This window comes from Corallococcus praedator (assembly GCF_003612125.1).
Lineage (GTDB): Bacteria > Myxococcota > Myxococcia > Myxococcales > Myxococcaceae > Corallococcus > Corallococcus praedator.
This window is the reverse complement of record NZ_RAWI01000214.1, coordinates 1-15967: the sequence shown is the minus strand read 5'-3', so window position 1 is coordinate 15967 and position 15967 is coordinate 1. Positions and strand designations below refer to the sequence as shown.

Genomic DNA, 15967 nt, shown 5'->3' with positions numbered 1-15967 from the left:
CGCCCCCGCATCCCCGCTTCACGAAGAACCTCCCCGCGCGCACGTCGCCCGGGGAGGTTTCTTCATTTCAAGCCGCTCACGCCGAAAGCGAGGTGGGCTCTTCCTGTTCGCGCTCCTCGCGGGAGCGCTGGGCGGACACGGGCGGCAGGGTGTGCACGCGCGCGACGAGACACGCCGCGCTGCCTCCGGCCAGGTGGAATTGATCCAACTTCACGCTGACGGCCCGGCGCCCCAGCCCGCGCAGCAGGGCCTCCACGCGGGGCACGCGCGCGCCGACAATCACCGTGTTGCCCACCTCCACCAGGTTGAGGCCGAAGGCGAGCGCGTCCTCGCGCGCGACGGGCACCACCTGCTGGATGCCCTCCGTGCGCGACAGCGTGCGGAGGGACTCGGGGGTGAAGGCCTCGGGACACACGAGCGCGGTCCCGTCGGACAGCACGGTGAGCGCGGTGTCCAGGTGGTAGAGGTACGGGTCGCACAGCTCCAGCGGCGTGACGGGCGCGTCGAGGAAGGCCTCCAGCACGCCCGCGGCCCGGGGCGTGGAGCGCTGGCCCCAGCCCAGCAGCGCGCCTCGCCCCTGGGGCAGCATGGCCACGTCGCCACCTTCGATGTGCACGCGCCCCGGCTCGATGACGTCGAAGCCGCGCGCGGACAACCACCGGGCGCGGGCGCTCTGCTCACCCCGGCGCTGCCCGTGGCGCATGGTGGCGAGCAGCGCGCGCAGCTCGCCTTCCTGCGACACGAGCACCGCGTTGTCCTTGGCGAAGACGGAGTCGTACGCGCCGTGGACGAAGGGCAGCTCGAAGAAGCCCGCGCCCGCTTCACGCAGGGTGCGCAGGAAGGCCCGGTGTTGCGAACAGGCCCGGCGCCACGCGACGGCGCCCACCCTCATATGTGGATTGATGTTCCACGCGACCTGATACGCGCAGTCACGGGAGCGAACATGGTCCTTCTCGCAACGCACCTGACTGACGGCGAAGGTGGCAGGAGCGAACTGGCCGGTGTGCAAGGTCATCCCCATACATGTGGTCGAAAGGCACTCCTGCCTTCCGAAGACGTGTAGAGAGGGTGCGCACCATGAGCGGGCTTGGCGAGGTGGTGGGGAACGTGGGAGCAGGGGCCGAGGATGCTCGCCTGTCTGAGCAAATGCACCGGACGCTCTTGCGCTTCAACCACTCACGACTGGCTCCCGGGTTTCCCACCGAAGGGTGGCGGGCGGGCGTGCAGGCTGAGACGCAGTTGCGCCTTCTGGAGGGCGAGTACGTGGAGGCGGAGCGACAGCGCATGGCGGCATGGGCCGCCGAGGCGCCGGAGGACGCGGATGGTTTCATCGCGTGGTTCGAGGACCTGAAGGAGACAGGACCCGGGCAGCAGGATCCGCTGTTCCCGTGGCTCGCGACGCAGGCGTCCCTGGAGCAGATGCGCTGGTTCCTCACGCAGGAGGTCGCGGGTGAAGCCGGCTTCGATGATCTGGTGGCGCTGACGCAGTTGCAGTTGCCCACGCAAGCGAAGCTGGAGCTGGCGCGCAACTACTGGGATGAGATGGGCCGCGGGCGCGAGGACGCGATGCACGGGCCGATGCTCGCGGAGATGGCCGCGAAGCTGGGCCTGAAGCCCACGGACGAGGACACGGTGTGGGAAGCGCACGCGCTGGCGAACCTGCTCTGCGCGTTCGCGTTCAACCGCCGCTACACGTACCACGCGGTGGGCGCGCTGGGCATCGTGGAGGAGACGGCACCGGGCCGCACCGCGTGCGTCAACGAGGGCCTGAAGCGCCTGGGCTTCGACATGCGGGTGCGGCGCTACTACGCGGTGCACTCCACGCTGGACGTGAAGCACTCGGAGACGTGGAACCGGGAGGTGCTGCGTCCGCTGGTGGCGGCGAACCCCGCGTGCGCGAGGCCCCTGGCGGAAGGCGCGCTCTTGCGGCTGTCCGCGGGCGCGAAGTGCTTCGAGCGCTACCGCCGGGAGCTGGGGCTGGAGCTGAAGTCGCTCAGCTGAAGAAGGCAGGGCGCGCGCCTGGCCGTCCTTCCCTCCGGGACCTTGCGCGTGTGCGCTGGGCCCGGGGGTGCGTCGTGCAGCGGACGGCGCTCGCGGCGGCTCGCGGCGGGAGGGATGCGCCGCGAAAGGGGGGGACGCCAGCTTGGGAGGCCGTTGCCAAAGCTTCCCTGCTGGAGGTCCCGATGTCCCTGTTCCGAATCGCCTGCGTGGGCGTGCTGGCCCTGACGGCGTGCGCCTCCCCGGGCACGTCCTTCGACGACGTGATGCGCCGCACGCAGCCCTTGATGCCCAAACGGCCGGATCCGACGACCTACGGCACCCGGCCGGAGAACCCGGTGCGGGTGGGCTGGGGCGACAAGGGTGTGCTGGCGTATTTCGGTCTGTTGCGCGGGCCGGAGGGACAGCCGGTGGCGTGGCGCCGGATGGGGGACTGCTGCGAGTTCACCCAGGTGGACGGACGGGCCAACGAGCGCGGCCGGCTGTCCATCTTCGAGGTGACGTACGAAGGGTTGGACACCCCCGTGGTGCTCTACGTGGACGCGTACACCGGCGGGTCCGTCTACGCGCCCTGGGGCTTCACGTTGGAGGGAGGCCCGGACGCGCCGCCGCCGCCGGGGACGGAGCCGGACATCATCGACCTGTAGCAGCGAGCCCCCGGTCGGGCGTGCGCCACCCCCTTCCGGATGGCCCTCATCATGCCTAGATGCAGGGTTCGGGCGGGCAGGCCGGAGCCCGGGACGCGGGCGTGACTTTTCCGGAGACCCCCTCCGTCACGCTGGAAAGTGGAAGTTTCCCGCCGCGGGCGGTCCTCCCGGTTAGCCATGGGAGGTGCGGCCCACGCGGCGCTGCGCTAAGCGTTCGACCGCTCTCCCGACGGAGGAGGAACCGTGGCGGCTGTGAAGAAGAAGCGTTGGCCCTATGTGCTGGGGGGCATCCTCGTCCTCCTTGTCGCCATCGTGGCGGTGGTGCTGTGGCGCCTGGACGCCATCCTGTTGAAGACGGCGCGGGATCAGGCGGCCACGTATTCGCAGAAGCTCGGGCGCCCCATCGAGATTGGCGACATCTCCACGAAGCTCTTTCCCCATGTCGGCGCGCAGATCGAGAACGTCGTCGTGGGCCCCGCGGAAGGTGAAGACCTGCCGCTCGCGGAGCTGAAGACGGTGGACGTGAGCGTCGCGGCGATGCCGCTGCTGACGTCGAAGGGCAAGGACATCCAGGTCAAGAACGTGGAGGTGTCCGGCCTCACCGTGAACGTCCTCCGGTTGGCGGACGGCACCACCAACGTGCAGCGCCTCCAGGAGAAGTGGGCCTCGCAGCAGCCCAAGGAGGAGACGCCGGAGGAGGAGACGCAGCCCACGGACCTGTCGGGCGTGCACGTGGAGCGCGCGGCGCTCACCGACGGCACCATCCGCTTCGTGGACCGCGCGGGCGGTCAGCAGGCGCGGGAGCTGGCGGTGCGCGACCTGGACATCGAGGTGAAGGACCTGCGCGTGGGCAAGCCGCTGAAGGTGGATCTGGCGGCGGCGGTGCTCGCGGAGAAGCAGAACCTCAAGATGACGCTCCAGGCGGCGCCGCTGCCGGCGACGCTGGTGCCCACGCCGGAGCAGGTGACGCTGAAGGCGGAGCACATCGACCTGTCGCCCCTGGGGCCGTTCCTGCCGCCGGACGTGGGCCTGCAGGCGGGCACGCTGGACGCGGACTGGAAGGCGGACCTGGGCGGCGCGGTGCCCGGCGGCAAGGGCCCCACGAAGCTGGTGGGCGTCATCAAGGCGCTGGGGATGAAGTTCGCGGGCTCGGAGGGTGGCAAGGCGCTGGACGTGGTGCTCGACACGGACGTGACGGGCGACATGGAGACGGGTGACCTGGCGCTGGACAAGCTCAAGCTGGACCTGGGCCCCGCGGCCATCACCGGCAAGGGCAAGGTGAAGGGGCTGCTCACGGACAAGCCGGCCGTGGAGGGCTTCGAGCTGGTGGGGCGCAACCTGGATCCCGCCGTGCTCGCCGAGTACTACCCGCCCCTGAAGAAGCAGTTGAAGGGCATGGTGGCGGGCCCCATCGGGCTGGACGTGCGCGGCAGCGGCACGCAGGCCGAACAGGCCATCAACATCGCGGTGAACCTGACGCCGGTGCGGCTGCGGGTGCCGGACCAGTTGTCCAAGGAAGCCGGCGGCGCGATGACGCTCAACGCGAAGCTGACGGGCGCGGCGGCCAGCGGCGGCGCGCTGCGCTTCGACGCGAAGGCGGACCTGGACGGCGTGGACATGCGGCCGGGCCTGCTCGTGAACAAGGCGCCCGGACAGCGGCTGGATGTCGCGGCGGCGGGCACGTACACGCCGGCGAAGACGGGCAGCGGGATGACGGTGAACGTCACCAGCATGACCCTGGGCGCGCTGGAGGACACGGTGTCGGGCACCGCGACGGTGTCGCTGGCCGGCACGGGCAAGAAGGCGACGACGACGTTCAAGGCCGCGGTGAAGAGCGCGCGGCTGGATGCGGACAAGTTGTTGATGAGCGAGGAGGAGGTCGCCGCGCGCACGGGCGGCAAGCCCCCGCCCGAGCCGCCGGTGGAAGCCACGCGCTTCAACGGCTACCGGGGTGACATCCAGTTCGCCATCGCGTCGCTGCGCTACACGAAGATGGACCTGAGCCAGGTGACGGGCGTCGTGAAGATGGTGGACGACCTCATCACGGTGGAGAAGTTCTCGACGGGCATCTACGGCGGCAAGGTGGTGGCGGACGGGACGACCATCCGCCTGGGCCCGTCGCCGGAGGCGCGGCCCTTCTCCGCGAAGGTGCAGGTGCAGGGCATCGAGATGGCGCAGGCCCTGGCGGAGCGCACGCCGAAGCAGGTGATGACGGGCAAGTTCAACGGCAACGTGGACGTGCAGGGCGTGGGCTACACGCCGGAGAAGCTGCAGCAGACGCTGCTGGGCGGCATCAGCGGCAACCTGCTGGAGGGCACGTTCCTGGGCAAGGACCTGGTGTCGTCGGTGACGGGGCCGCTGGCCAAGGCGGTGCCGTTCGCCAAGGGGCTCAAGAGCGGCGACGTGACGTCGCTGGGAGAGAACCTGCCCTTCAGCGTGACCATCAAGAACGGCGTGGCGCAGCTGAGCAAGCCCATCACCTGGACGCGGCCGGAAGCGGCGATGAGCTTCGATGGCGGCATCAAGCTGGACGGCACCCTGGACCTGACGGGCGGCGTGTCGCTGACGCCCGCGACCATCAAGGCGCTGACGGCGGGCAAGGTGACGCCGACGGAAGCCATCCCAGTGGGGCTGAAGCTGTCGGGCAAGGCGTGGAGCCCGGAGGTGACGGGCATCGACGTGAAGCCGGCGGCGACGACCATCCTGAAGCTGGCGGGCTCGTCGGTCGCGGGCAGCCTGCTGGGTGAGAAGGGCAAGGCCGTGCAGGACATCATCACGGGCGGCCAGGACAAGGCCAAGGCCGACGCGGAGGCGCGCGCCAACGAGGAGAGGAAGAAGCTGGAGGACAAGGCCCGCGCCGAGCAGGAGAAGGCGAAGCAGCGCGCGGAGGAAGAAGCGAAGAAGCGGCTCAAGGGCATCTTCGGCGGGAAGTAGCCGCCGCGAAGTCCGCGAGTGGCACGCGCGCCGCGAGGCCCCAACGGGAGCTTCGCGGCGTTCGTGTTTCCGCTCCCTGGCGTAGGCTCGCCGTCCATGCGCACCCGGTTCACGCGGCTCGAAGCGGACGGCTTTCGCTCACTGCGCGGCGTGGTGCTGCACCCCGAGCCGCTGGAAGTCCTGCTGGATGCGGATGGCACCGCCACCCGCGACCTCATCGCCCTCTTCACCTTCCTGCGCGAACTGGCGCACGGCCGGCTCCAGCAGCACCTGTCCCAGCCCGGCGTCACGGACGGCCTGCGCAGCCCCGTGAAGCTGTCCCTGGCCGTGGATTGGAACACCTACCGCGTGGAGCTCCAGCGCTTCCCTGACGGCGTATGGCGCCTCGTGGAGGAGGAGCTGGACCTGCTGGCGGGCGTGTCCGTGGAGCTCATCGCGCCCGGGCAGAAGCAGCCGCCCTTCGAGGAGGCCCAGCTCCGCACCTACGCGGACCTGCCCCCGGCGACGGAGCCCGAAGTGCGAGGCACCGACGCGGAGGAGGAGGACCGGATGGTGGGCGGCATCGTCCAGTGGGGCATGACGATGATGGCGCGGCTGCTGCGAGGCTTCCGCGTCCAGCCCGCCGGGACCTTCGAACAGGACGAGGACTCCTTCCTCGTCCTGGAGGAGCCCGACGTGGATCTGCCCGCGAACGCCGTCTGGGACCGGGTCCAATCCGCTCGCGCGGCGTCCCTGCGGGTCCCCGTGCTGCTCTTCACGCCGTCGGTGGTCCTGGCGGACGCCTTCGACCTGCAAGACGTCCAGCGCGTGGAGACCACCGCCGACGGCACGACCTCCTTCCGGCCGCTGCTGCCCCGGAAGGAGCCAACCGGTTAGGCGTTACTGCGTGGCGCCGCCGCGCGCTTCCCAGCCGGAACCGCCACCGGCGCCGCCCCGGGGACCACCGCCGCGCGGGGCCGAGTCCTCACGGCGCATCTCCAGGTACTTGGCCTGCTGATCCGCGCTGAGCACCTTCTGCATCTCCTGGTCGGTCTGCGTGCGCAGCTCGCGCATCTGCCGGCGCACGTCCTGGCGGGGCTGACCATTTCCGCCCGATGACATCAGCGCCTGGCGCTTCGCGTCCTCGGCCTGGAGCTGCCTGGTCAGCTCCTGCTCCTGGCTGTAGCTGAGCCGAGCGTCGGTGATGAACGTCTTGAGGCGCTCGCTGCGTTCGGCATCCGCCTGCGTCCGCATCTGGTCGATCTGCTGCTGCCACTGCTGGCGCTGCTCGGTGCGCTGCTCGTCCTGCACCGTGCGCAGGATCTCCTTCAGCGACTGCTTCCCGCTCTCGGAGTTCAGCGCCTCGCCCACCATCACGGCACGCACCTCCTCGCGCAGCTTCGCCACCTCGGCCTCCAGGCCCGCGGGCGCGGGACCCGAGCCGCCCGGGGTCGTGCCGGGCTGCTGCTCGAAGGCCATCATCCGGCGCGACAGCAGCTGCACCGTCTCCTCCAGGGCCTTCACGCGCGTCTGGAGCGCCCGGACGTCCGCGGACGTGTCCTGCACACGGGGCGCGGCGTCCGTCGCCGGAGCCTCCGAACGACCGGGCCCCCACAGGGCCACGCCGAGCGCCACCGAAGCCAACCCCACCGATGCGATGCCGAGAATGCGATTCATGATGCTCCTTCTGACGGAAGACCCGGCCGCCTATTCCATCGCGCTCCCGGGCGCCGCCTTCACGCCTTCATCCTCCCACCCGCACGCCCCGCGAGGAAACGTCCGTGCGCGCGTGCCTGCCTGCTCCCCGTCTCGCGAGCGTTGACCTCGCCCGGCGGGACACGGAGAGTCCCGCGCCATGACGCTCCGTCCCATTGCCGAAGTCGGCGCCGAGCTGGGCCTCGCGCCGGAAGATGTCCTCCCCTGGGGTCGCGACCGCGCCAAGGTGTCCCTGGACGCCCTGGGCCGCCGCTCGCGCCAGGGCCGCATGGTGCTGGTGTCGGCCATCAACCCCACCCCTCCCGGCGAGGGCAAGACCACCATGTCGGTGGCGCTGGCCATGGGCCTGCGCCAGCGCGGGCGCAAGGCGGTGGCGGCCCTGCGCGAGCCGTCCCTGGGGCCCGTCTTCGGGGTGAAGGGCGGCGGAACAGGTGGAGGCGTGGCCAGCCTGGAGCCCGCGGCGGACATCAACCTGCACTTCACCGGCGACCTGCACGCCATCACCAGCGCGCACAACCTGCTGTCCGCGCTGGTGGACAACGCCGTGTACTACGGCCACCCGGTGGTGCTGGAGGGCACGAAGGTGCGCTGGCGCCGCGCCATGGACATGAACGACCGGTTCCTGCGCAACGTCATCGTGGGGCTGGGCGGCAAGGCGCACGGCGTACCGCGCGAGACGTCCTTCGACATCACCGCCGCCAGCGAGGTGATGGCCATCCTCGCGCTGTCGGAGAACCTCCATGACCTGGAGGCGCGGCTGGGGCGCATCGTGGTGGGCCAGGCGCCGGACGGCTCGCCGGTGCGCGCGAAGGACGTGAACGCGGCGGCGTCCATGGTGGCGCTGCTGAAGGACGCGCTGATGCCGAACCTCGCCCAGACGCGCGAGGGCGGACCGGCCATCGTGCACGCGGGGCCCTTCGGCAACATCGCGCACGGCTGTTCGTCGGTGGTGGGCACGCGGCTGGCGCTCTCGTACGCGGACGAGGTGGTGACGGAAGCGGGCTTCGGCTTCGACCTGGGCGCGGAGAAGTTCCTGGACATCAAGTGCCGCGGCGCGGGCATCTGGCCCCGGGGCGTGATGCTGGTGGTGACGCTGCGGGCGCTCAAGCACCACGGAGGCGCGAGCGCCGCGCAGGTGGCGGAGCCGGACCGGGAAGCGCTGCTCAAGGGCTTCAACCACCTGGAGAAGCACCTGGAATCGGTGGCCGCGTTCGGCCTGCCGGCGGTGCTGTGCGTGAACCGCTTCCCGCAGGACACGGCGGAGGAGCTGGACGAACTGCGCGCGTTCGCGAAGGCGAGGAACGTGGGCATCGCGGTGTGCGACGGCTTCACGAAGGGCGGCGAGGGCTCGCTGGAGCTGGCGGACACGGTGCTGGCGATGCTGGACGCGACGGACGCGGCGCCGCCGAAGCCGCGCTTCCTCTACGAACTGGACCAGTCGCCGGAGGAGAAGATCCGCGCCATCGCGCGCACGGTGTACGGCGCGGACGACGTGGCCTTCACGCCCGGGGCGCGCAAGGACCTGGAGACGGCGCGGGCGCTGGGAGGCGCGGGGCTGCCCGTGTGCATGGCCAAGACGCACCTGTCGCTGTCGGATGACCCGACGAAGACGGGCCGTCCCCGGGGCTTCACGCTGACGGTGCGCGAGGTGCGCCTGTCCGCGGGCGCGGGCTTCCTGGTGGCGCTCACCGGCGAGCTGCTCACCATGCCGGGCCTGCCCCGGGAGCCCGCCGCCCGACGCGTCACCGTCCACCCGGACGGTCGCATCACGGGCCTGATGCAGGGCGAGTAGCCCCCAGGGAAACGGGCCGCCCCGGTGCATCCGGGACGGCCCGTGGGCCCTGCGTGTTCCAGCGAGGAAGCGCTAGACGCGGAACGACGTGGACAGCTCCTGGAGCTTGCCCAGCGACGTGTTGATCTGCCCCACCGCCTCTTCGGCGTTGCTGGTGGCCATCACCACGTCGCTCATCATCTCCGACAGCTGCGTCACCACTTCGGTCATCTGGGTGATGCCCGCGTTCTGCTGGGTCACCGAGGCGACAATCTGACGCGCGGCCTGGCTGCTCTCCTGCACCACCTGGGTGATGTCCTTGAGCGTCGTCGCCGAGGCGAGCACCTGTTCGATGCCCTCCTCCATCTTCTGGCTGTCGCCTTCCGCGATGCTCACCGTCTGGCGGATGGCCTGGTTGATCTCCAGGAGGATCTTCCCGATGCGCTGCGTGCTCTGGAGCGACTGACCGCTGAGCGCCCGCATCTCCTTGGCCACCACCGCGAAGCCCCGGCCCTCTTCACCGGCCCGCGCCGCCTCGATGGCCGCGTTCAGCGCCAGCACGTTGGACTGGTCCGCCAGGTCCTTCACGCTGCCGATGATCTCTCCGGCGTGCACGGCCTGCTCGGACAGGTGCCCGATGCTGCCCACCAGCGCGCCCACCCGCTGGCGGATCTGCTGCAGACCCTCCGCGCTGCGCTCGATGGAGACCTGACCGGACGAACTGAACGCGTCCGCCTGCGCCGCGACCTTCAGCACCATCTCCGCGCGGCTGGCCGCCATGCCGGACGTCTGGGCGATCTCCGCGATGGTGGAGCTGGCCTCCGTGAGGCTGCGCGACTGGTTGGTCAGGAAGTTGAGCTGCTCGTGGCTGGCCGTGTTCAGCCGCGCCGCCGCCGCCGTCAGCTCCGTCACCACCGAGTGCAGCGTGCCCGGCACCGAGCGCAGCCGCTTCATCAGCGTCTCGATGCTGCGCGCCAGCTCCCCCACCTCGTCCTGGGCGGACGTGTCGATGGGCTGCGTCAGGTCACCGTCCCGCGCGATGCGCGTCGCCGTCTCCGTCAGCCGCGCCAGGGGCAGCGTCACTTCGCGCAGCAGCCACACCGTGAGCGCCGCCAGCGCCGCGATGCAGGCCACCGACAGCAGCAGCACCCACGTGAGCGTCGTGCCGTGCAGCGACTCCATCTCCGTGAAGGCCTCGCGCTGCGCGGCCTCCTGCTGCGCCGTCACCGCCTCCAGCCCGTCGTGCACGGTCTTGTGCGCGGGTGCCAGCTTCGCCAGCGCCTCGTCGGCGCCCGCGCTGTTCTGGGCCGCCAGCGACACCACCTTGGATGCCTCCTGCCAGTAGCCCGTGAAGGCCTCCTGCAGTGCCTCCACCCGCGCGACGTCCACGTCCTTCATGCCGCGCAGGGCCTTGAGGCCCGTGGTGAGCTCCGTCACCTGGGCTTCCAGCGTCTGCCGCTGCACCGCGTGCAACGCCACCGCGTCGCCCACGTCCTGGTGCAGCGCCGCGAAGCCCGCGCGCGCCGTCTGTGCCTGGCTCACCGACGGGGCCAGACTGAAGCCGATGCGATCCGAAGCCGAGCGCGTGCGCGTGCCCAGCCCCACCGTCACCGCCACGATGGCCACCAGGAACACCGACGCCACCACCGGCAGCACCATCATCTTCTGCTTGAGCCTCAACGCCATCACACACCCCCTCGCGGGCCCACGTCAGACATCCCGATGAAGCGCGGGGGTGCATCCCCGCGGGGCCTGCTGCGCCAGCTCATTGTCGCTCATCCTTCCGCGGCCCGGGCGGGCCCCGCCGACGGTTGAGGCCCCGTCGAGGTCCGTAGGATAGACAACACCTCTCCCCCCGACTCAAGCCCGCGACCCTTGAAATATCGAGTAAACGGGTCGGGATTGCCCCGTAGGGTCCCCCGGGACACTTCGCCCTGTCAGGTGGGACCTGCCTCGCAGGACGTTCCACGTCAGAGGTAGGAGCTTACGGCACACGCTGGCGCGATCATTCCAGCCCGCCGGAACGACGCCCGGGTGCTGGGCGAACCGTGGGTCCGTCGTTCATCGGTGAAGGATGTCACGGTGCGTCGGGTGCGCCGGGTAGGGGTGGAGGGTGGCCTCGGCCTGGGCGAGCAGGGAATGGGCTTCATCGGCGGTGGTGGTCCGCAGCAGCGCGTCACGCAGCGTCGCGGAGTGCAGCAGCGCCGCGATGCGCGACAGCACGCCCAGGTGCAGGCCCGCGGTATCGGGCGGGGTCGCCATGCCGACGAAGAGGTGCATCCGGCCGTGCTCGGGTCCACCGAAGGCCAGGCCCGCCCGGTGGATTCCCAGACAGGTGACGATGCGCCGCACGCCCCCCACGCGGCAGTGGGGGATGGCCACGCCGCCTTCCATCACCGTGGAGCCCAGGCGCTCTCTTTCGCGCAGGTGGTAGGCGAGCAGGTGCTGCGTCATGCCGGCCTCCGGGGCCAGCAGTCCCGCCAGTTCCTGGAGCAGCGTGTCGCTGTCGCGCGCCTGCAAGGACGGTTGGATCGCCTCCACCGTCAGGAAGTCCATCCACCGCATGTGCCCTGCCTCCCGGCCCGTGGGGCCGCTGCTGTCTCCAAAATCCGCTGTCCACCCGCCACCGGGCCAACGCATCAGAGGGCGACGGCGACGCGTTCGCGGCCCACCATCACGATGCACGCGGCGAGCACGCGCGCGCTGAACCGGTCGCGCTCGCTGTCCTCGAACGCCTGCACGAGCACCTCCGGATCGTCGTCCAGGAACAGCGTGGAGCCCACGCGCTCGAAGACGTGGGCGAGCAGGCTGCGGCAGCAGGTGCAACGCCAGGCCCGCTCCAACGCCTGACCCGCGCGGCGGCGAGCGTCCACCAGTCCCTCCGCGCCCAGCATGCGCACCGCCTTGAGCGAGCCCTCCTGTCGGGTCCCGGTGTGGCGCGCCCTGGCGCTCCACGACTTCAAGATGGCGATCATCCCCATGACTTTCACTCCTGGATGCCGGGCGGCTTTCACCCGGACACCCTCACCCAGGAGCATCCCGCGTGCCGTCGGGGCGGCACTCCATTCCCGCGGACTTGCTGGGGGTTCCTCAGCCCTGGCGCGCGGAGGATTTCATCCTGCACGGTGACGCCGTGCAGGACGCGGTGTCGGCGGTCGCTTCATCGCCAGGGGTCGCACGCGCGCCAGCCAGCCGAGCAGGAGGGGCGAGCGGATCCGCCATGCGCGGAGGACGGACGCGGACCTCAACGCGTGGGGTGCTTGCGGAAGGGCTCGACCTCGGCCCGGCAGGCGGCGTCGCATTCGGAGAAGTGCGTGATGAAGTCCGCCAGTTGGCCGCACTTGCGGGGGAAGCGCGTGCCGCCTCCATCCGGCAGGCATAGCACCTCGAACTCGTCGCGCGTCTCCCGGAACAAGGCCTGGCGCTGCGAGGGCGACATCGCGTTCAGCGCGCGGTTCTCCCCGCCCTGCAACCACAGGAAGACGCCCACCAGCATCAGCAGCAGGATGCCGATCCACGTGCCCCGGCGCACCCAGCGGTCCGGCGCGGGCGTCAGCTCCTTCGCGAAGATGTTGTCCTCGCCCCCTTCATCGGGCGGCGTCCCGTCGTTGCGCATGGGCTCCATTCCATCCATGGCGCGTGCCAGACGCACGGCCGTTCCGCAGCAGACACCAGTCGGCCCCACGTTGCACCCTGCAAGCAGCGTCCGGGCACGACGTTGCGGGATGCAATGCGTCTTCCCGCGCCCTTCCCGCCCGGCATCCAACAAACGGGCCCGGCACACAGCATGCTCTTACACTTGCCCCATGGAAGTCCGTGCCGGGACAGAGACAACGGAGCGCCCCATGCGGGTGCTCGTGGTGGACGATGAGCGCAACATCCGCCACACCTTGAGGGTGTGCCTGGAGGGCTTCGGCTGTGAGGTGCGCGAAGCCGCCACCCCCGAGGCCGCGCTGGCGGCACTCGCCCAGGGACCAGCGGACCTGGCGTTCGTGGACCTGCGCCTGGGCAATGCCTCCGGATTGGAGCTGCTGCCCCGGCTGCTCGCGGAGTCCCCCGCGCTCGACGTCGTCCTCATCACCGCCTATGCGACGTTCGACACCGCCGTGGAGGCGGTGAAGCGTGGCGCGCGCGACTACCTGCCCAAGCCCTTCACGCCCGCGCAGATCCGCCACGTGCTGGAGCGCGCGAAGGCGCAGCGGGAGCTGTCCTCGCACCTGGGCGACCTGGAAGGACAGCTCGCGCAGGCCGTGCCGGAGGCCACGCTGGAGACGGCGTCCCCGGCGATGCACGCGGCCATCGGCTTCATCACCCGCGCGGCCACGTCCGACGCAGCGGTGCTGTTGCGAGGAGAGAGCGGCACGGGCAAGGGCGTGCTCGCCCGGGCGCTGCACTTCATGAGCGCGCGGCGCAAGCGGCCCTTCGTCACCATCAACTGCCCCACCCTGTCCGAACAACTGCTGGCCAGCGAGCTGTTCGGCCACGCGCGCGGCGCCTTCACCGGCGCGGTGAAGGATCAGCCCGGACGCGTGGAGCAGGCCGAAGGGGGGACGCTCTTCCTGGATGAGGTGGCGGAGATGAGCCCCGCGCTCCAGGCGCAGTTGCTGCGCTTCCTCCAGGAGAAGCAGTTCGAGCGACTGGGTGAGGGCCGCACGCGCAAGGCGGACGTGCGCGTGGTGGCGGCCACGCACCGCGACCTGGAGAAGGACGTGGCGGAGGGACGCTTCCGCGAGGACCTGATGTACCGGTTGAACGTCCTGGAGGTGAAGCTTCCAGCCCTGCGCGAGCGGCCCGAGGACCTGGTCCCGCTGGCCCGCCGCTTCGTCGCCTTCTTCGCGAGGGCCGCGCAGCGTCCGGCACCGGAACTCTCCCCCTCCACGGAGGCCATGCTGCGCGCCTACCCATGGCCGGGCAACGTGCGCGAGCTGCGCAACGCCCTGGAGCGGGCGCTCATCGTGGGGCCCGCGGGCGTGGTGGAGCCGCAGGCGTTTCCGGAGCGCATCGCGTCCGCGGTGGGCCCCGGCGTGAGCCTGGGAGGGCCGCACACGCTGGAGGACGTGGAGCGCGAACACATCCTGCGCGTGATGGCCTCCACGCCGACGCTGGACGAAGCGGCCCGCCTGCTGGGCATCGACGCGTCCACGCTGTGGCGCAAGCGCAAGAAGTACGAATCGGACGGGAAGCCGGAGGCGTAGCGCGCTGGCATGTGCGCCAGTGCATGCGGACACCGCCCTGGAGTCAGGGGCGCTCAAGGGCGCGCGGCACTTCCGAGCGGATTGCACCCCTGCGCCCGCGTGAAGACCCTGAAGAGGGACCGCCACTCCGGCCGTCCCAGCGGGGGTGACTCATGAACATCATCGACGTGCTCATCCAGCAGCACCGGGACGCCGAGGCCCTCTTCGAGGCCTACCGCGCTGCTCCGGACGAAGAGAAGCCGGAGCTGTGCGTGCGGCTGGCCGAAGCGCTCACGCTGCACAGCACCATCGAGGAGCGCTGGGTGTATCCGGTCGCGCGGAGCGTCGTCGAAGGGCCCCGCATCGACTTCGCGGTGGAGGAGCACGGCGAGATGAGCCAGCTTCTCTCCGAGCTGCTGCACGCACGTCGGGAGACGCGTCGCCGCGAGGCCACGGTGCGGCAACTGGAAGCGGTGGTGGCGCACCACATGGCGGAGGAGGAGCGCGAGGTGTTTCCGCGACTCCTCAAGATGGCATCGGACGCGTTCGGCCTGAGCAGCTCCGAAATCGTCAGCTCCGCGTCCAACGCGCGCCGGGAAGCGATGCGCCAGTTGGATGCGCCCGCCGCGCCGTGACGCTCACGCCTCCCCGGACTGCGGCAGCGTGAACCAGAAGGTGCTGCCCTGGCCGGGGGTGCTCACCACGCCCAGCTCGCCGCCGTGTGCCTGGACGATGTCGCGCGCGATGGACAGGCCCAGGCCCGCGCCGCCCGACGGTGCACCCGGAGCGCGGTAGAACTTCTCGAAGATGCGCGCCTGTTCCTGGGCCGGGATGCCCTCGCCGGTGTCGCGCACCTCGAAGCGCACGTGACTTCCGTCTCGCATCACGTGCACCGACACCTCGCCGTCGCGCGGCGTGTGCTTCACGCCGTTGCCCACGAGGTTGCCCAGCACCAACTGCAAGCGCTCCGGATCCACGCGCACCGTCTCCACGTCGTGCGCCAGGGACTGGGACAGCCGTACGCCCCGGTCCTCCGCCACCGTGCGCTGCGCGGCCAGCGCGTGCTCCAGCAGTTCCTCCGTGCGGACCTCTCGGACATCCAGTTGGAGCTGGCCGGACTGGATGCGCGACAAATCCAGCAGGTCGTCCACGATGCCCTGCAAACGCTCGCAGTCCTCGCGCGCCGCGAAGAGCAGGTCCGCCTGCTTCTCCGTCACCTGTCCCACGACGCCCTCGGCGACCAGATGGATGGCCATGCGCAGCGACGTGAGCGGCGTGCGGAACTCGTGCGCCACCGTGGCGACCAGGTCGTTCTTCAATTCGTCGAAGCGCCTCAGCCGCGTCACGTCCTGGAGGATGAGCGTGGCGCCCACCACGTCGCCCATCTCTCCGTGCACCGGGCTCCCGCGCGGCAGGAGCCACCGCCCACCGTCCGGCGAGCCCTCCACCCGCACCGCCTCCTCGTAGCCCCGGGGCTGATACGCACCCCGCCCGCCCACGACGTGCGCACGCACGCGCTCCAGCACCGCGCGCACCTCCGGCTCCACGCGGCCCAGCGCGTCCCCTCCTTCATCCAACCGCAGGCGCAGCACCTCTTCCGCCGCGGCGTTGACGTTGAGCAACCCACCGTCCGCGCCCAGCACCAGCACCGGGTCGGGCAAGCTGTCGATGGCCGCCTGGGACACCGCCTGGGCCTGGAGCAGCTCCCCCAGACTGCTGCGGCGGTACTGCCCCAGCCGCTCCGCCAT

General features: G+C 70.8%; 14 protein-coding genes. 7 read left to right on the top strand and 7 right to left on the bottom strand.

Annotation, left to right across the window (positions count from 1 at the left end):
• Positions 1–76: 76 nt before the first annotated feature.
• Positions 77–1015: a dimethylarginine dimethylaminohydrolase family protein gene (locus D7Y13_RS24915; RefSeq protein WP_120584753.1), complete on the bottom strand. Its 939-nt coding sequence runs from the start codon at positions 1013–1015 to the stop codon at positions 77–79.
• 62 nt (positions 1016–1077) lie between these two features.
• Here D7Y13_RS24915 and D7Y13_RS24910 point away from each other — a divergent pair, with 62 nt between their 5' ends.
• The 4 genes from D7Y13_RS24910 to D7Y13_RS24895 all read left to right on the top strand — a co-directional run bounded on the left by D7Y13_RS24910 (position 1078) and on the right by D7Y13_RS24895 (position 6455).
• Positions 1078–2001 (top strand): iron-containing redox enzyme family protein, encoded by a 924-nt coding sequence (locus D7Y13_RS24910; RefSeq protein ID WP_120584752.1) that lies wholly within the window; start codon positions 1078–1080, stop codon positions 1999–2001.
• Positions 2002–2183: 182 nt separating this feature from the next.
• Entirely contained in the window at positions 2184–2645 is a 462-nt protein-coding gene (locus D7Y13_RS24905) for a fibril protein (protein ID WP_120584751.1), read from the top strand.
• A 243-nt stretch (positions 2646–2888) separates the two neighbouring features.
• The gene (locus D7Y13_RS24900) at positions 2889–5579 is read left to right on the top strand and encodes an AsmA family protein (RefSeq protein WP_120584750.1); all 2691 of its coding nucleotides are present in this window, start codon (positions 2889–2891) and stop codon (positions 5577–5579) included.
• A 96-nt stretch (positions 5580–5675) separates the two neighbouring features.
• On the top strand, positions 5676–6455 hold the full coding sequence (locus D7Y13_RS24895) for an AAA family ATPase (protein WP_147444397.1): 780 nt from the start codon (positions 5676–5678) through the stop codon (positions 6453–6455).
• Positions 6456–6458: 3 nt separating this feature from the next.
• Here D7Y13_RS24895 and D7Y13_RS24885 read toward each other — a convergent pair whose 3' ends face one another.
• The gene (locus D7Y13_RS24885) at positions 6459–7235 is read right to left on the bottom strand and encodes a hypothetical protein (RefSeq protein ID WP_120535250.1); all 777 of its coding nucleotides are present in this window, start codon (positions 7233–7235) and stop codon (positions 6459–6461) included.
• 178 nt (positions 7236–7413) lie between these two features.
• On the opposite strand from D7Y13_RS24885, the gene D7Y13_RS24880 reads away from it, so the two are divergent.
• Positions 7414–9066, top strand: coding sequence for a formate--tetrahydrofolate ligase (locus D7Y13_RS24880; RefSeq protein ID WP_120584748.1), 1653 nt, complete (start codon positions 7414–7416; stop codon positions 9064–9066).
• Between the two features lie 72 nt (positions 9067–9138).
• On the opposite strand, the gene D7Y13_RS24875 is transcribed toward D7Y13_RS24880, so the two are convergent.
• From D7Y13_RS24875 to D7Y13_RS24860, 4 genes are all read right to left on the bottom strand, one after another.
• Complete coding sequence (locus tag D7Y13_RS24875) at positions 9139–10731, bottom strand: methyl-accepting chemotaxis protein (protein WP_120584747.1); 1593 nt, start codon at positions 10729–10731, stop codon at positions 9139–9141.
• A gap of 375 nt (positions 10732–11106) precedes the next feature.
• Positions 11107–11610: a PTS sugar transporter subunit IIA gene (locus D7Y13_RS24870; protein ID WP_120535247.1), complete on the bottom strand. Its 504-nt coding sequence runs from the start codon at positions 11608–11610 to the stop codon at positions 11107–11109.
• 74 nt (positions 11611–11684) lie between these two features.
• The gene (locus tag D7Y13_RS24865; protein ID WP_120630790.1) at positions 11685–12020 is read right to left on the bottom strand and encodes a hypothetical protein; all 336 of its coding nucleotides are present in this window, start codon (positions 12018–12020) and stop codon (positions 11685–11687) included.
• A 269-nt stretch (positions 12021–12289) separates the two neighbouring features.
• Positions 12290–12661: a hypothetical protein gene (locus D7Y13_RS24860; protein WP_233595750.1), complete on the bottom strand. Its 372-nt coding sequence runs from the start codon at positions 12659–12661 to the stop codon at positions 12290–12292.
• A gap of 229 nt (positions 12662–12890) precedes the next feature.
• Here D7Y13_RS24860 and D7Y13_RS24855 point away from each other — a divergent pair, with 229 nt between their 5' ends.
• Positions 12891–14240, top strand: a complete 1350-nt coding sequence (locus tag D7Y13_RS24855; protein ID WP_120584744.1) for a sigma-54-dependent transcriptional regulator — start codon at positions 12891–12893, stop codon at positions 14238–14240.
• Between the two features lie 152 nt (positions 14241–14392).
• Entirely contained in the window at positions 14393–14854 is a 462-nt protein-coding gene (locus tag D7Y13_RS24850) for a hemerythrin domain-containing protein (protein WP_120584743.1), read from the top strand.
• A gap of 3 nt (positions 14855–14857) precedes the next feature.
• On the opposite strand, the gene D7Y13_RS24845 is transcribed toward D7Y13_RS24850, so the two are convergent.
• The coding region (locus D7Y13_RS24845) for a sensor histidine kinase (RefSeq protein WP_120630789.1) at positions 14858–15967 on the bottom strand (1110 nt) is incomplete at its 5' end.

Coding starts and splice junctions, on each gene's coding strand:
- D7Y13_RS24875 (WP_120584747.1), bottom strand. CDS start 10,731: ATGGCGTTGAGGCTCAAGCAGAAGATGATGGTGCTGCCGGTGGTGGCG.
- D7Y13_RS24895 (WP_147444397.1), top strand. CDS start 5,676: ATGCGCACCCGGTTCACGCGGCTCGAAGCGGACGGCTTTCGCTCACTG.
- D7Y13_RS24860 (WP_233595750.1), bottom strand. CDS start 12,661: ATGCGCAACGACGGGACGCCGCCCGATGAAGGGGGCGAGGACAACATC.
- D7Y13_RS24880 (WP_120584748.1), top strand. CDS start 7,414: ATGACGCTCCGTCCCATTGCCGAAGTCGGCGCCGAGCTGGGCCTCGCG.
- D7Y13_RS24915 (WP_120584753.1), bottom strand. CDS start 1,015: ATGACCTTGCACACCGGCCAGTTCGCTCCTGCCACCTTCGCCGTCAGT.
- D7Y13_RS24870 (WP_120535247.1), bottom strand. CDS start 11,610: ATGCGGTGGATGGACTTCCTGACGGTGGAGGCGATCCAACCGTCCTTG.
- D7Y13_RS24885 (WP_120535250.1), bottom strand. CDS start 7,235: ATGAATCGCATTCTCGGCATCGCATCGGTGGGGTTGGCTTCGGTGGCG.
- D7Y13_RS24865 (WP_120630790.1), bottom strand. CDS start 12,020: ATGATCGCCATCTTGAAGTCGTGGAGCGCCAGGGCGCGCCACACCGGG.
- D7Y13_RS24855 (WP_120584744.1), top strand. CDS start 12,891: ATGCGGGTGCTCGTGGTGGACGATGAGCGCAACATCCGCCACACCTTG.
- D7Y13_RS24850 (WP_120584743.1), top strand. CDS start 14,393: ATGAACATCATCGACGTGCTCATCCAGCAGCACCGGGACGCCGAGGCC.
- D7Y13_RS24910 (WP_120584752.1), top strand. CDS start 1,078: ATGAGCGGGCTTGGCGAGGTGGTGGGGAACGTGGGAGCAGGGGCCGAG.
- D7Y13_RS24905 (WP_120584751.1), top strand. CDS start 2,184: ATGTCCCTGTTCCGAATCGCCTGCGTGGGCGTGCTGGCCCTGACGGCG.